Below are 15,098 nucleotides of genomic sequence, written 5' to 3'. Positions count from 1 at the left end.
TCTGCATGTATTCTCGCATTATAGGCACCGGCAGTTATTTCCCGGCGCAAATCCGCACCAATGCGGATCTGGAAGATATGGTGGAAACCACCGACGAATGGATTATCGAACGCACAGGGATCCGCGAACGTCGTATCATTGGTGAAGATGAAACTGTTGCCACCATGAGCACACAAGCCGCACGCAAAGCCATCGAGGCTGCCGGCATCGATAAAAACTCCATTGATATGATTGTACTGGCAACTACCAGTGCGTCGCGCGCTTTACCCAGTGCTGCCTGTGAAGTGCAGCGTGAGCTGGATATTCCTGGTATTCCTGCTTTTGATATCGCCGCAGCCTGTGCCGGGTTTTGTTATGCCCTGAGTATTGCTGATCAGTACATTAAAGGTGGCATGGCAAAGCGCGTACTGGTGATTGGTGCCGATTGCCTATCACAACTGGTAAGCCCGGAAGACCGTTCTATGGTCATTTTGTTTGGTGATGCAGCTGGTGCAGTGGTGCTGGAAGCCTCTGAACAACCAGGCATTTTATCCACCCATATTCATGCCGACGGCAAGTACTCCGAATTACTGTATGTCGACAATCCACGTCGTGGCGTTGAGGCTTCAGTCCACGAAAGCTGGGGCTCAATGAAAGGCAATGACGTATTTAAAGTTGCCGTCACTAAATTATCGGAAGTTGTTGAGCAAACACTTGCGGCCAATAATCTCGATAAATCGCAAATTGACTGGCTGGTGCCGCATCAGGCCAACCTGCGGATCATCTCTGCGGTCGCACGTAAACTTGATATGTCGATGGATCAGGTGGTGATTAACCTGGATCGTTATGGCAATACGTCTGCGGCGACAGTGCCAACTGCGCTTGATGAAGCGGTACGGGATGGTCGCATTAAGCGCGGTCAGACTTTATTGCTGGAAGCCTTTGGTGGTGGATTTGCCTGGGCATCAGCCTTAGTGCGTTATTAATCTCATACATTGCAGAGCAGAACAATGAATCAAAAACTTGCATTGGTATTCCCTGGTCAGGGCTCACAAACTGTGGGCATGATGGCAGATCTTTATGCGGAATTTCCGCTGGTCCGTGACACTTTTGCCGAAGCATCTGCGGCACTGGGTTATGATCTTTGGGCGTTAATCGCGAATGGCCCGGAAGCTGATTTAAATGAAACGCACCGTACCCAACCTGCGCTGTTAACTGCGTCAGTGGCCGTATGGCGTTTATGGCAACAACAGGGTGGTGCGACGCCAGCTTATCTGGCAGGTCATTCTTTAGGTGAATATTCGGCGCTGGTTTGTGCCGGTGTACTGACCCTGGTTGATGCAGTTAAACTGGTGGAAAAACGCGGTCAGTATATGCAAAGCGCAGTACCAACCGGCACTGGTGCTATGTCCGCCATTATTGGTCTCGACGACGCTTTGATTGCCAAAGCTTGTGAAGAAGCTGGCCAGGGTGAAGTGGTGTCGCCGGTGAACTACAACTCGCCGGGCCAGGTGGTGATCGCCGGTCACAAAGCCGCCGTTGAACGCGCCAATGAGCTTTGTAAAGCTGCAGGCGCCAAACGTGCTTTGCCGTTGCCAGTCAGTGTGCCAAGCCACTGCGCGCTGATGCGCCCGGCCGCCGAACAGCTTGCCAAAGATTTACAAACGCTTGATTTTAATGTGCCTGTCATTTCGGTAGTGAATAATGTCGATGTCACTGTCTCTACTGATGCAGCAGCCATTCAGGACGCTTTGGTCCGGCAATTATTCAGCCCGGTGCGCTGGACTGAAACCATTGAATATCTGGCCGCTCAGGGTGTCACCGAAGTGATTGAACTGGGTGCCGGCAAAGTGCTGAGCGGTTTAATCAAACGTATAAATAGAGAATTAGTGACAACGTCGGTCAACGATGTTGCGTCGTTACAAGCTGCGCTGGCAGCGAAGGAATAAGGATTTTTATGACTGCTTTTATCTCTCTGGAAGGCAAAGTCGCGTTGGTGACCGGTGCGAGCCGTGGTATTGGCCGGGCCATCGCAGAACAGCTGGCCGCACTTGGCGCCAAAGTGATTGGTACTGCTACCAGTGAAAAAGGTGCCCAGGCTATCAGCGATTATTTAGGCGCAGGCCAGGGCCTGGTGCTTGATGTCGCCAGCGCAGAATCGATTGAACAATGCCTAGAAACCATCAAAACCAATTTTGGTGATATCGATATCCTCGTCAATAATGCCGGCATCACCCGTGATAATCTGTTAATGCGGATGAAAGATGAAGAATGGTTTGATATCATTCAGACCAATCTGACGTCCGTGTTCCGCATGAGTAAAGCCGTCATGCGCACCATGATGAAGAAGCGCTTTGGCCGTATTATCACTATTGGTTCAGTGGTGGGTTCTATGGGCAATGCCGGTCAAACCAACTACGCAGCAGCCAAAGCCGGTGTGCTTGGATTTACAAAATCTCTTGCGAAAGAAGTGGCGTCTCGTGGTATAACTGTCAACGCTGTTGCCCCTGGTTTTATCGATACCGATATGACTAAGGAGCTGACAGAAGAACAAAAACAAGCGATCTTTGGTCAGGTACCGGCGAATCGTCTGGGACAACCTGAAGAAATTGCGGCCACTGTCGCGTTCCTGGCATCGAACCAGGCCGCGTATATTACCGGTGAAACGATTCACGTTAACGGCGGCATGTATATGGTTTAAATATCAGGTTTGACCAGCAGGAAATGCCAAACGCATGGCTTGCATCGATCTGAGTGAACCACTAAACTAGCCGCCACACAAAATTGCACGAATTGTTGCGATTTATATGAGAAAAAGGAAGAAAAGATGAGCAACATCGAAGAACGCGTTAAGAAAATTATCATCGAACAGTTAGGCGTTAAAGAAGAAGACGTAAAACACGAAGCTTCTTTTGTTGACGATCTGGGCGCTGATTCATTAGACACAGTTGAACTGGTCATGGCGCTGGAAGAAGAATTCGATACCGAAATTCCTGATGAAGAAGCAGAAAAAATCACGACAGTACAATCTGCTATCGATTACATCAAAGCCCACGCTGAATAAGGCGTGAGGTCATCGCCAGGCGCGATGCAGACGGGTAGCGCAGGCTACCCGTTTTTATTTGTAGCGGTGAAAATCCGCAGGATTGCAAACAACTTCAGGTTGTTGTGGAGGATAAAGTGACGAAACGTCGGGTCGTTGTTACCGGAATGGGGATGTTAACGCCGTTGGGCAATGATGTGGCATCCACCTGGCAGGCATTACAACAAGGCAAAAGCGGCATTGATTTTATTACCCATTTTGATGCTGAAGCCTACAGTACTAAATTCGCCGGCTTGGTTAAAAATTTTGAAGTCGAACCTTTTTTCTCCGGCAAAGAAGCGCGGAAAATGGACCTGTTCATTCAATACGGCGTCGCTGCAGGCATTCAGGCATTTCGTGATTCAGGTATTGAAATCACTGAACAAAATGCCGGCCGGATCGGTGCTGCTATCGGTTCTGGTATCGGTGGTTTAGGCCTCATTGAAGAGAATCATGAAAAGTTGTTGGCCAGCGGCCCGCGTAAGCTGTCGCCGTTTTTTGTGCCTTCAACCATTATCAATATGATTTCAGGTCATTTGTCGATCATGCTGGGTTTACAGGGGCCAAATATCAGTATCGTCACCGCCTGTACCACCGGCGTGCACAATATTGGTCATGCCGCGCGGATGATTGCTTATGGCGATGCCGATGCCATGTTAGCCGGTGGCGCGGAAAAAGCTTCGACGACGTTAGGCATGGGCGGTTTTGGTGCAGCCCGTGCTTTATCAACCCGTAACGATGCGCCACAACAAGCCAGCCGCCCATGGGATAAAGACCGTGATGGTTTTGTGCTCGGCGATGGCGCTGGTGTCGTGATGCTGGAAGAATACGAACACGCCAAGGCGCGTGGCGCGAAAATTTATGCGGAACTGGTTGGTTTTGGCATGAGTGGCGATGCCTATCATATGACGTCCCCGCCGGAAAATGGCCGTGGTGCCGCTTCAGCGATGGTCAATGCGCTGCGGGATGCCGGCGTAAATCCGTCGCAAGTGCAATACATCAATGCCCACGGCACTTCGACACCTGCTGGTGATATTGCCGAAACTATGGCGATTAAGTCAGTGTTCGGCGCCAAACCTGAAGGTCTGATGGTCAGCTCCAGTAAGTCGATGTTAGGTCACTTATTAGGTGCTGCCGGTTCTGTCGAGTCGATCATTACCGTGTTGTCACTACAAGATCAAATCGTTACACCGACTATTAACCTGGATAATCCGGATGAAGGTTGTGACCTTGATTACGTGCCACATCATTCGCGTCAAGCGAAAATGGAGTACGCTCTGTGCAACTCTTTTGGTTTCGGTGGCACTAACGGTTCGATTTTATTTAAGAAAATCTAGTTTGCCGTTTTTGTGGAGCAAAAGGCTGCGATGCAGCCTTTTGTTTTTTGCAAGCTGCTGTTCTGGCAGATTTAACCTGTGGCTTTTTTCAGGCATACTGCCGTTCAATTCTCTTTTTATTTCACAATGTCGATGCAAATCCCGTTTTCAGACCGCAGCTTTCAATACGGCGATGGTATTTTTTCGACCATCCGGATTTGCCGTGGCGAACCGCAACTCTGGTCTTTGCACTGGCAGCGGCTAACAGATTCTATGCACCGGCTTGGCTTTAATGCCCCGGGTGAAGAAGTGGTGTTATCTCAGGTCCATGCTGCAATCAGTGCACCCAATCAAGTGCTCAAGGTATTAATTAGTCGCGGGCAAGGCGCGAGAGGTTACGGCACTCTTGGGATAAGCGAGGCGGATATCTACTGCTGGACGGCGCCAATGCCGGACTATAGCCTCACGCGCCAGCAAGGAGTCTCACTGGGCCTGGCCAGTATGCAGCTCTCGCAACAACCTTTGCTGGCCGGTATCAAACACTGCAGTCGCCTCGAAACCGTGTTATTAAAACGCGAAGCTGAGCTGAGCCAATATGACGATTTGCTTGTTGGTGACCAGCAAGGTTTTTTAATCGAAGCCAGTGCCGCTAATCTGCTGGTCTGGCATCAGCAACAGTGGTGGACGCCGGACCTGCAACAAGCAGGTGTAGCGGGGGTGATGCGTCAACTATTATTGCAGCAGCAGCTGGTGTCAGTTCAACCGTTGCCGGTGAGCCTGCTCAGTGAAGTCTCCACACTGGCACTGTGTAATGCGCTGATGGGGATAGTGCCGGTTGCTACTTTTGCTGGCCGTTCGCTGGTTACCGGGCCTGCCGTGACATTGCAGCGTCAGGTCGATGAATTATTACAGGAAGTCTGAATGAAAAAGTTTTTGTTGCAGGGGCTGATTGTGCTGGCCGTTGCGGCTTTTGGTGTTCGCAATGAACTGCAGCAAGTCCTCCTGGTGCAGATGAAGTTGCCTGATACTTATTTAGAGCTAAGACCCGGCTCGAATTTGTCGTCTTTATGCCGGCAATGGCAACAACAGCAATTATTAACTGCTTGGCAATGTCAGCAGCTAAAACTGCAGTCGCTGCTGAATCCGCAATTAAGGCAGCTACAGGCCGGGGTTTACGCTGTGCAACCAATGCGTTTACAGCAACTTCTACAGCTATTGCGCAGTGGGAAAGTTGCTCAGTTCAGCCTGACCATCCGGGAAGGCCAGACTTTTGCCCAGAACCTGCAACAGCTGCAACAGTTGCCTTATCTGGACGCTGATGTCGCCGACACCGACAAAGCCCGGCAGCTGCTGCAATGGCCAGCTGATTGGGGCACAAAGCCGGTGTCAGCCGAAGCACTAGTGTTCCCTGATACCTATTTTTATACCGCTCACACCAAATTGTCTGTGGTGCTGCAAAGAGCCAATCAGGTGTTGCTGAATAAGCTCGACGCCGCCTGGCAGAGCAAACAAGGCGGCTTACCGCTGCAAAATCGTTATGAGCTGCTGACGCTGGCTTCTATTGTGGAAAAAGAAACTGGTCATTTACCCGAAAAGCCGTTGATCGCGGCGGTTTTTATCAACAGGTTGCAGAGCAAAATGAAGCTGCAGACCGATCCAACGGTTATTTACGGATTGGGTGACCGGTATCAGGGTGATATTAAACGCGAGCATTTGAAAGACCCGCATCCGTACAATACTTATGTGTATGCCGGGCTGCCGCCAGGGCCAATTGCATTGGTCAGCTTGGGCTCCTTACAGGCCGCGGCGCAGCCGGCTCAGTCTGACAAATTGTATTTTGTTGCAAAGGGCGATGGGACTCACCAGTTTTCACAAAGTCTGGCCGAACATAATAAAGCGGTACAGCAGTATATTTTTGGGAAAAAATCATGAAACAGGGCCGTTTTGTTGTAATTGAGGGGCTGGAAGGCGCCGGTAAAACGACAGCCATCCAGACAGTGCAGCAGTGGCTGCAAGAGCAAGGGCATCCATTGGTGCAAACGCGAGAACCAGGCGGCACGCCATTGGCCGAACAGATCCGCACGCTGGTGAAATCGGTACAACAGGAAAGAGTATCACCAGTCACCGAGCTGCTGCTGATGTACGCAGCACGCGCCCAGCTGTTGGATAACGTGATCCGGCCGGCACTGGAACGCGGCGACTGGGTGTTAGCCGACCGGCACGACCTCTCTTCCCGCGCTTATCAGGGCGGTGGCCGGCAGATTCCGGACGAGGTACTGGACCCGATCCGTCAGCTGGTATTGGCAGATTTGCGGCCGGATCTGACGCTGTATCTGGATATTGACCCGGTGATTGGCCTGGAACGCGCCAGAGCCCGCGGCGAGCTGGACCGGATTGAACAAGAGCAGCTGGGGTTCTTCCAACGCGCACGCGCGAAGTATCTGGCCATAGCCTCGAGCGAACCCAATATCGTGGTGATTGATGCTGCAAAGCCGCTGGCGGATGTGCAGCAGCAATTACGACAAGCGCTGGAGCAACATTTCGCGTGACTACGTCATTACCCTGGTTGCAGCACACTGAACTGCGTCTTTTTACTCTCGCCGTCAACCAACAGTTGCATCATGCCATTTTACTGACTGGCCCGGAGGGCATCGGCAAACATATCCTCGCCAAACAACTGGCCCATCTGTTGCTGTGCCAGAATCCTTTAGCGGAAGGCGCTTGTGGTCGATGTAAAAGCTGTTTGCTCGGGGCCGCCGGCCATCATCCGGATCTGTTGACGCTGGAAGTTGGCAGCAGTATTTCAGTGGACCAGATTCGGGACATCAGTTATTTGCTGCAAAATGCGCCGCAGCAGGGCGGTGCCCGGGTAGTGGTGATCCCACAGGCGGAAAAAATGACCGAATCCGCGGCCAATGCCCTGCTGAAAACGCTGGAAGAACCCGGCCACAGCAGTTATCTGCTTTTACAAACCGCTTATGCCGATCAGCTGATGCCGACTATTTTGTCGCGTTGTCAGCGCTGGGACTTACCGGCGCAGTACAGTGCCCAAACGGCGCAGTGGCTGCAGCAACACAGCCCGGACCCATTACCGGAGTTTTTGCTGGAGCTCTGCGGCGGTGCTCCGTTAAAGGCGTTGGAATTGCTGCAAAGTGGTGAGGCGCTGACATTGGCGGCACAGTTGCAGCAACTGCAACAATTTCTGCAAAGCGGCAATGGGCTTGGTGCACTGCAAAAGCAGCTGGAGACACAAACGGAACTGCCGGCTTTACTTTACTATACGCTTAGGCACTGGTCGGTACAGCAGGCGTTGCCGCCGGTGCAGCTTTTTCAAAGAGTGGCTCAATGGTGCCGTGACGAACAACGGATTTTGGGGCAGAATAAATCTTTAGCACTGACAACTTTGTTGTTAGACCTGCACCAGATGTTGAGAGGTACGCCATGGAAGAACTGACATTAGATTTCGCCGATTTAAAAGAGCTGTACCGTTCTTACATGCCGTTTTTTAAACAAGGCGGGCTCTTTGTGCGCACCAGCCGGCATTATAAAATGGGGCAGTCGCTGGCATTACAGGTCACCTTGCCGGATGCACTGGAAGCTATTCCGGTGTCAGGGAAAGTGGCGTGGTTAACGCCGCAAGGCGCGCAAAATACCAGTCCGGCCGGTATTGGTGTGGCCTTTATTGATGACAAAATGAATCTGCGTGACAAAATCGAAAAGTTATTAAGCGGCACGCAGGAGTCGGCGGAACTGACTTTTACGTTGTAGTGCTTGCAGGCTGAGTCCGGAACAGATTTTTACGGCAGGCAGCTTCACCAAGCAGTTTGATGTCGCACAGCTTCACAATCCAAATCTTCACGATCCAGCCTGCTTCAGGTACACTGCCGCCGTTTTTCCTATCGCCATTCAAGTCTGGAGCTGCTTTTGTTTATTGATTCCCATTGCCACCTTGACCGTCTTGAACTCGACAAGCTCGGGATGGATTTACCTGCAGTTCTAGCTGCAGCTGCGACAGCGCAGGTTAATCATATGCTGTGTGTCAGTGTCAGTTTGCAGGAATTTCCGGCGATGGCTGCGCTGGTCAAAGACTATCCGCAAATATCCGTTTCCTGCGGCGAACACCCGCTGCATCAAAAACTGGGATTTAGTCAGGACGATTTACTGCGCTTGTGCCAAAGCAACTCAGTAGTGGCTGTCGGTGAAACCGGCCTAGATTATTTTTATAGTCCGGATAACAAAACGACCCAACAATCGGCTTTTGCCGCTCATATCGGTGTGGCCCGTCAGCTGAACAAACCGCTGATTGTGCATACCCGGGATGCAAGAGGTGATACATTAGCCTTGTTGCGTGGCGAGCAGGCGCAGGATTGTGGCGGTGTGCTGCACTGTTTTACCGAAGACTGGGATACGGCCAAAGCAGCGCTGGATTTAGGCTTTTATATTTCCTTTTCCGGCATTATGACCTTTCGTAATGCCGACGCTTTGCGGGAAGTTGTCAGGTTGGTGCCATCAGATCGCCTGTTAATTGAAACGGACTCGCCATATCTGGCGCCGGTGCCATATCGCGGTAAAACTAATCAGCCTGCTTATGTCGCAGCTGTCGCGACGGCAATTGCCCGTGAGCGCCAGATCGATATTGAATTATTAGCTGAGCAAACCAGTCAGAATTTTCGTCGTTTATTTCCGCTTGCCAGCGCCTGAGTCAGACAAAGCACTATTGGTTCAGGGCCAGCCCGCGGCAAACATTGTCGACAAAAGAAAAGAAGCCCAGAACCAATCCGCATTGTTCCGGGCTTAGGGGAATGGCTCAAGGATGAGCCGTGCGCTAGAGGGGGAGGTGCAGACCATCTGCACCAAACAGATAAAACCAGTGTAGCCAAGTGCACATATTTTGCGCAGCGAGCGGTGAGCAATAAAATGTTGAATTGGTAAACAATACGTAATTAAAGCACAGCTTGCACCCAGCTTATGCAGAAGTTATCCCCAGCTTTATCCAGTCAATAAAGCATTAGCTAAGGCTTTGCTTTAGGTTTCCCTAAATCTGCTACTTATCATTGACATATTAATTAACTCTTATGCACCTGATTTTTAATCACCAAATATTCTAATAAAAAATTCTTACTGTTGAGTTCCAGTTGAGTTGGAAGAAATTTGTTACAAGCCCCTGTGCATGCAACTTGCCAAAGTCACGGTGTTTTGCATATGAATTGTCGACAATACTACTTTTGTCTGGCTTGACTTAGCATTAAAAAGACTCTAAAACTGCGCCATGGCATATTTATGTCGACATAATGCGGTTTTCTGATGCAAAAAGACCCAATTACTGCCGCAGACAGAGTGCTGCTAGAGATCCAGCGCGCCATAGTCGCCGGCGAAATAGCCCCTGGCAGCAAAATTTCCGAACCTGAATTGGCGAAGCAGTTTGATTTAAGCCGCGCGCCTCTGCGTGAAGCGCTTGCGCGACTGGAACGCTGTCATCTGATTGAACGGATCCCGAATGCCGGAGCCAGGGTAGTGAAATTGACCCCGCAAGGTCTGATTTCGCTGTATCAAATTCGTGAAAATCTCGAAGGTATGGCTTGCAGGCTGGCGGCAGAGCAGATGTCCGATGCAGACATCAAACAAATGCAAAGCCTGCTGGACCAACACCTGGCGACGCAGCGCGTGCGTGAAGGCGAAAGTTATTATCAGGAAGCCGGCGACGTCGATTTCCACTACCGAATTATCCAGGCCAGCAAAAATCCTTATCTCATCAACATCTTATGTGACGAGCTTTATTATCTTGTGCGGATGTACCGGGTGCAGATGGGCATGGCTGGCCCACGGGTGTCGCGCGCTTTTGACGAACATAAAGCCATACTGAACGCCATTGCCAATCGTGATGGCGAACTGGCCGAACTTCTGATGCGCCGCCATATCAGCGCGTCGCGCCGCAATATCGAATTACATTTACAACAGGGGAATTGAAATGACAGCAACTGCAGGTTTTAAACTCCGTCAGGCCATTGAGGCTAACCAGCCATTACAGCTGGTCGGTACTATCAACGCCTACACCGCCATGATGGCCGAACGTGTTGGTCACAAAGCGCTGTATTTATCCGGCGCTGGCGTAGCCAATGCCTCTTTTGGTTTACCGGATCTGGGCATGACTTCGCTTAATGACGTCTGTGAAGACATCCGCCGTATTACCGGTGCCACTGAACTGCCGCTGTTAGTTGATGCCGACACCGGCTGGGGCGGGGCTTTTAACATCGCCCGCACCGTGCGTGAGATGACGCGGGCTGGCGCTGCTGGTTTTCACATTGAAGATCAGGTGATGCAAAAACGTTGTGGTCACAGACCGAACAAAGAAATTGTGTCGCAGGACGAGATGGTCGACCGCGTCAAAGCTGCAGTCGATGCCCGCACTGACGCCAGCTTTTTTATCATGGCGCGCACTGATGCATTACAGCAACAAGGCTTAGCCGCGGCGATTGAACGGGCACAGGCGTGTGTTGAAGCTGGTGCCGATGCCATTTTTGCCGAAGCCGTGTATACGCTGGAACAATATCATGCCTTTACTCAGGCGCTGTCGGTACCGGTGCTCGCCAATATCACTGAATTTGGGCAGACGCCACTGTTTAATACCGCCGAACTTGCCGGCGTTGGCGTCAAGATGGTGCTGTATCCGTTATCTGCGTTCCGCGCGATGAACAAAGCTGCGCTGAATGTATATCAGTCCATTCTGACCAACGGCGACCAGAAAGCGGTGGTCGACAGCATGCAGACCCGCGCTGAACTTTACGATTTCCTGAATTATCACAGTTACGAAGAAAAACTGGACTCGTTATTTGCTCAAGGCAAAAACAAATAATCACAGTAACTTTTACTTATCTGCCTCTGGAGAACCGAATATGTCGACAACTAAACAACTGACCGGTGCCGGTTTACGCGGTCAAATTGCTGGAAAAACCGCTTTATCTACGGTCGGAAAAACCGGCTCAGGCCTGACTTACCGCGGTTATGATGTCAAAGATTTAGCGGCGAAATGTGAATTTGAAGAAGTTGCCCACCTGATTTTAAAAGGTGAGTTACCAACCGAAGCTGAACTTGCCGCTTATAAAGCAAAACTGAAAAGTTTACGCAGCCTGCCACAGGCATTAAAAGAAGTGCTGGAACGCATTCCGGCGAGCGCCCATCCGATGGACGTGATGCGCACCGGTTGTTCTATGCTTGGCAACCTGGAAACTGAGCACAGTTTCAATGAACAGCAAGATGTCACTGACCGCATGCTGGCGATTTTCCCTGGCATGATTAACTACTGGTACAACTACAGCCATCATGGCAAGCGTATCAACGTTGAAACGGCCGCGGATTCGATTGCTGAGCAATTCCTCTGGACTTTGCATGACAAAAAACCAGAACCACTGCATGTGACTGTGATGCACGCATCACTGATTTTATACGCCGAGCATGAATTTAACGCCTCGACTTTTACCGCGCGCGTCTGTGCTTCGACATTGTCTGACATGCATTCCTGTATCACCGGCGCTATTGGTTCGCTGCGCGGCCCACTGCACGGCGGCGCTAACGAAGCTGCGATGGAACTGATTGAAAATATGCGTGACCCTGAGCACGCTGAAGAGACCTTACTCGGCATGCTGGCGCGTAAAGATAAAATCATGGGCTTTGGCCATGCGATTTATTCTGAATCCGACCCACGTAATGCCGTGATCAAAGCCTGGTCTGAGCAACTGGCCAAAGCTAACGGCGATACGCGTTTGTACGATGTGTCTGTGCGCTGTGAAGCCGTGATGTGGCGTGAGAAAAAACTGTTCTGTAACGCCGACTTTTTCCATGCCTCGGCTTATAACTACATGGGCATCGCCACTAAGTTGTTCACGCCGATTTTCGTTTGTTCACGCTTAACCGGCTGGGCCGCTCATGTGATGGAACAACGGGCTGATAACCGCATCATCCGGCCTAGTGCGGACTATGTTGGTGTAGAACCGCGTGAAGTGCAGCCTATCGCCGCACGTGGTTAATGTCGCTGGCGCCGGCGGGGTGATGCCGGCGCATCAAGTCTATGAAAAGTCTGAAGAAGAGATGGCGATGAACACTTTATTCCGTAAACCCCTGGCCGATACTGGCCTTGATTATTTTGATGCGGCTGCTGCGGTCGACAGCTTGCAGCCGGGCGCTTGGGCAACACTGCCTTATACCTCGCGTGTGCATGCGGAAAACCTGGTGAGACGGGCAGACCCGGCACAGCTCAATGCCTATTTGATGCAACTGATTGAACGCAAACAAGAACTGGACTTCCCTTGGTTCCCGGCGCGCGTGGTCTGTCATGACATTCTTGGCCAGACCGCATTAGTGGATCTGGCAGGCTTGCGTGATGCGATTGCAGCACAAGGCGGTGACCCGGCCAAAGTCAATCCGGTGGTGCCGACGCAGCTCATCGTTGACCACTCATTGGCCGTCGAGCATGGCGGTTTTGAAAAAGATGCTTTTGCCAAAAACCGCGCTATTGAAGATCGTCGCAACGACGACCGTTTCCATTTTATTAACTGGACGAAAAAAGCCTTTAAAAACGTCGATGTGATCCCGCCTGGTAACGGCATCATGCATCAAATTAACCTGGAGCGGATGTCGCCGGTTATTCACGCCAAAGACGGCGTGGCTTATCCGGATACGCTGGTTGGCACTGACAGTCATACGCCGCATGTCGATGCGCTCGGCGTTATTGCCATTGGTGTTGGTGGCTTAGAAGCCGAAAGTGTGATGTTAGGCCGCGCATCCTGGATGCGGCTGCCGGATATCATTGGCGTTGAGCTGACCGGCAAAGCGCAGCCGGGCATTCAGGCAACTGACATTGTATTAGCGCTGACTGAATTCCTGCGCAAGCAAAAAGTGGTGTCAGCTTATCTGGAATTTTTCGGCGAGGGCGCCAATAGTCTGAGCCTTGGCGACCGCGCCACCATTTCCAACATGACACCGGAATACGGCGCCACGGCTGCGATGTTTTACATCGATCAGCAGACACTGGATTATCTGACGTTGACCGGTCGTGATGCCGCTCAGGTAAAACTTGTTGAAACTTACGCCAAAACGGCTGGCCTTTGGGCGGATAGCCTGACTACAGCTGTCTATCCGCGGGTGCTGCGGTTTGATCTGTCGACTGTGGTGCGCAACATCGCCGGCCCGTCGAATCCGCATGCCCGCGTTGCGACTACAGATTTAGCTGCCAAAGGCATCAGTGGTGTGGTTGAAAATGAACCTGGCCTGATGCCGGATGGCGCTGTGATTATCGCCGCTATCACCAGCTGTACCAACACCAGTAACCCACGTAATGTCATCGCGGCCGGTATTCTGGCGCGCAATGCCCGTAAACTTGGCCTGGTGCGTAAACCCTGGGTCAAAACCTCACTGGCGCCGGGCTCCAAAGCAGTTGAACTGTATTTGCAGGAAGCCGGTTTATTGGAGGACTTGGAAGCACTGGGATTTGGTATCGTCGCTTTTGCCTGTACTACCTGTAACGGCATGAGCGGGGCGCTCGACCCTGTCATTCAACAGGAAGTGATAGAACGTGATTTGTACGCCACCGCCGTGTTGTCGGGCAACCGCAACTTTGACGGCCGCATTCATCCTTATGCCAAGCAAGCATTCCTGGCATCACCGGCCTTAGTGGTGGCTTATGCGATTGCCGGCACAATCCGCTTTGATATCGAAAAAGATGTGCTGGGTTATGCTGCAAGCGGCGCGGAAATTCGCCTTAAAGATTTATGGCCAAGCGATGCTGAGATTGATGCGGTGGTGGCTGCCAGCGTCAAACCTGAGCAGTACCGCAAAGTCTATGAGCCAATGTTTGCCGTTGATGTCGATTACGGTGAGAAAATCAGCCCGCTGTATGACTGGCGGCCACAAAGTACCTATATTCGCCGTCCGCCTTACTGGGAAGGCGCTTTAGCCGGTGAACGCACGCTTAAAGGCATGTTGCCGCTGGCGCTTTTAGGCGACAACATCACCACGGACCATTTGTCACCGTCTAACGCCATTATGTTGGACAGTGCGGCTGGTGAATACCTGCACAAAATGGGCTTGCCGGAAGAGGATTTTAACTCTTATGCCACCCACCGCGGCGACCATCTGACGGCGCAACGGGCCACTTTTGCCAACCCGAAACTTATCAATGAAATGGTGGTTGTGGATGGCAAAGTGAAGCAAGGCTCGCTGGCCCGACTGGAGCCGGAAGGCAAAGTCATGCGGATGTGGGAAACCATTGAGACCTACATGCAGCGTAAACAACCACTGATTATCATCGCCGGTGCTGATTATGGTCAGGGTTCGAGTCGCGACTGGGCGGCTAAAGGTGTGCGTTTAGCCGGCGTTGAAGCCATTGTGGCCGAAGGTTTTGAACGCATTCACCGCACGAACCTGGTTGGTATGGGCGTGTTACCACTGGAATTTAAAACCGGTACTAACCGGCTGACGTTAGGGCTTGATGGTACTGAGAGCTTTGACGTGATTGGAGAGCGCCTGCCCCGTGCCACGCTGACCTTGGTGGTGCATCGCCGCAACGGTGAAACGCTGCAGGTGCCGGTCACTTGCCGGCTGGATACTGCTGAAGAAGTGTCGATTTATGACGCTGGCGGCGTGTTGCAACGGTTCGCCAAAGATTTCTTAGGCGGCAATCTGTAACAGACTAAAGCCGGCCTTGTTGCCGGCTTTTTCAATGAAGA

The 15,098-nt window shown here is 51.5% G+C and carries 15 protein-coding genes; all 15 read left to right on the top strand.

All coding sequences use genetic code 11. The annotated features are described in order from the left end of the window. The first annotated feature begins 5 nt into the window (after nt 1–5). The 15 genes from Q399_RS0101970 (at nt 6) to acnD (ending at nt 15,057) form a co-directional block, all read left to right on the top strand. A complete protein-coding gene (locus Q399_RS0101970; RefSeq protein WP_031564933.1) occupies nt 6–965 on the top strand; it encodes a beta-ketoacyl-ACP synthase III in 960 nt (319 codons plus the stop codon). Nucleotides 966–989: 24 nt separating this feature from the next. Beyond that, nucleotides 990–1,928 carry an ACP S-malonyltransferase gene (gene fabD / locus Q399_RS0101965; RefSeq protein ID WP_031564931.1) on the top strand — a complete coding sequence of 313 codons (939 nt, stop codon included), beginning with the start codon at nt 990–992 and terminating at the stop codon, nt 1,926–1,928. Between the two features lie 8 nt (nt 1,929–1,936). Continuing rightward, nucleotides 1,937–2,680: a 3-oxoacyl-ACP reductase FabG gene (gene fabG, locus Q399_RS0101960; protein ID WP_245612804.1), complete on the top strand. Its 744-nt coding sequence runs from the start codon at nt 1,937–1,939 to the stop codon at nt 2,678–2,680. A 126-nt stretch (nt 2,681–2,806) separates the two neighbouring features. Next, entirely contained in the window at nt 2,807–3,043 is a 237-nt protein-coding gene (acpP, locus tag Q399_RS0101955) for an acyl carrier protein (RefSeq protein WP_031564929.1), read from the top strand. Between the two features lie 116 nt (nt 3,044–3,159). After that, the gene (gene fabF, locus Q399_RS0101950; protein WP_037045638.1) at nt 3,160–4,398 is read left to right on the top strand and encodes a beta-ketoacyl-ACP synthase II; all 1,239 of its coding nucleotides are present in this window, start codon (nt 3,160–3,162) and stop codon (nt 4,396–4,398) included. 132 nt (nt 4,399–4,530) lie between these two features. Then, nucleotides 4,531–5,298 carry an aminodeoxychorismate lyase gene (pabC, locus tag Q399_RS0101945; protein WP_157836207.1) on the top strand — a complete coding sequence of 256 codons (768 nt, stop codon included), beginning with the start codon at nt 4,531–4,533 and terminating at the stop codon, nt 5,296–5,298. Continuing rightward, entirely contained in the window at nt 5,299–6,309 is a 1,011-nt protein-coding gene (gene mltG, locus Q399_RS0101940; protein ID WP_031564918.1) for an endolytic transglycosylase MltG, read from the top strand. It abuts the gene before it with no gap. Next, on the top strand, nt 6,306–6,926 hold the full coding sequence (tmk, locus tag Q399_RS0101935) for a dTMP kinase (protein WP_031564916.1): 621 nt from the start codon (nt 6,306–6,308) through the stop codon (nt 6,924–6,926). Before mltG ends, tmk begins: the two co-directional genes overlap by 4 nt. Beyond that, nucleotides 6,923–7,831, top strand: coding sequence for a DNA polymerase III subunit delta' (gene holB / locus Q399_RS0101930; RefSeq protein WP_031564913.1), 909 nt, complete (start codon nt 6,923–6,925; stop codon nt 7,829–7,831). Before tmk ends, holB begins: the two co-directional genes overlap by 4 nt. Continuing rightward, nucleotides 7,819–8,145 (top strand): PilZ domain-containing protein, encoded by a 327-nt coding sequence (locus Q399_RS0101925; RefSeq protein WP_031564911.1) that lies wholly within the window; start codon nt 7,819–7,821, stop codon nt 8,143–8,145. The genes holB and Q399_RS0101925 overlap by 13 nt, the downstream gene beginning before the upstream one ends. Before the next feature lie 156 nt (nt 8,146–8,301). Beyond that, nucleotides 8,302–9,078 carry a TatD family hydrolase gene (locus Q399_RS0101915; protein ID WP_031564909.1) on the top strand — a complete coding sequence of 259 codons (777 nt, stop codon included), beginning with the start codon at nt 8,302–8,304 and terminating at the stop codon, nt 9,076–9,078. 603 nt (nt 9,079–9,681) lie between these two features. After that, nucleotides 9,682–10,344 carry a GntR family transcriptional regulator gene (locus Q399_RS0101910; protein WP_031564907.1) on the top strand — a complete coding sequence of 221 codons (663 nt, stop codon included), beginning with the start codon at nt 9,682–9,684 and terminating at the stop codon, nt 10,342–10,344. A gap of 1 nt (nt 10,345) precedes the next feature. Next, nucleotides 10,346–11,230 carry a methylisocitrate lyase gene (gene prpB, locus Q399_RS0101905; RefSeq protein ID WP_031564905.1) on the top strand — a complete coding sequence of 295 codons (885 nt, stop codon included), beginning with the start codon at nt 10,346–10,348 and terminating at the stop codon, nt 11,228–11,230. A gap of 40 nt (nt 11,231–11,270) precedes the next feature. Further along, nucleotides 11,271–12,401, top strand: coding sequence for a bifunctional 2-methylcitrate synthase/citrate synthase (gene prpC, locus Q399_RS0101900; RefSeq protein WP_031564903.1), 1,131 nt, complete (start codon nt 11,271–11,273; stop codon nt 12,399–12,401). A gap of 67 nt (nt 12,402–12,468) precedes the next feature. Next, entirely contained in the window at nt 12,469–15,057 is a 2,589-nt protein-coding gene (acnD, locus tag Q399_RS0101895; protein WP_031564901.1) for a Fe/S-dependent 2-methylisocitrate dehydratase AcnD, read from the top strand. Nucleotides 15,058–15,098: the final 41 nt, after the last annotated feature.

It is taken from the genome of Rheinheimera texasensis DSM 17496 (genome assembly GCF_000711985.1).
Lineage (GTDB): Bacteria > Pseudomonadota > Gammaproteobacteria > Enterobacterales > Alteromonadaceae > Pararheinheimera > Pararheinheimera texasensis.
This window is presented reverse-complemented; position numbering and strand designations above follow the sequence as displayed.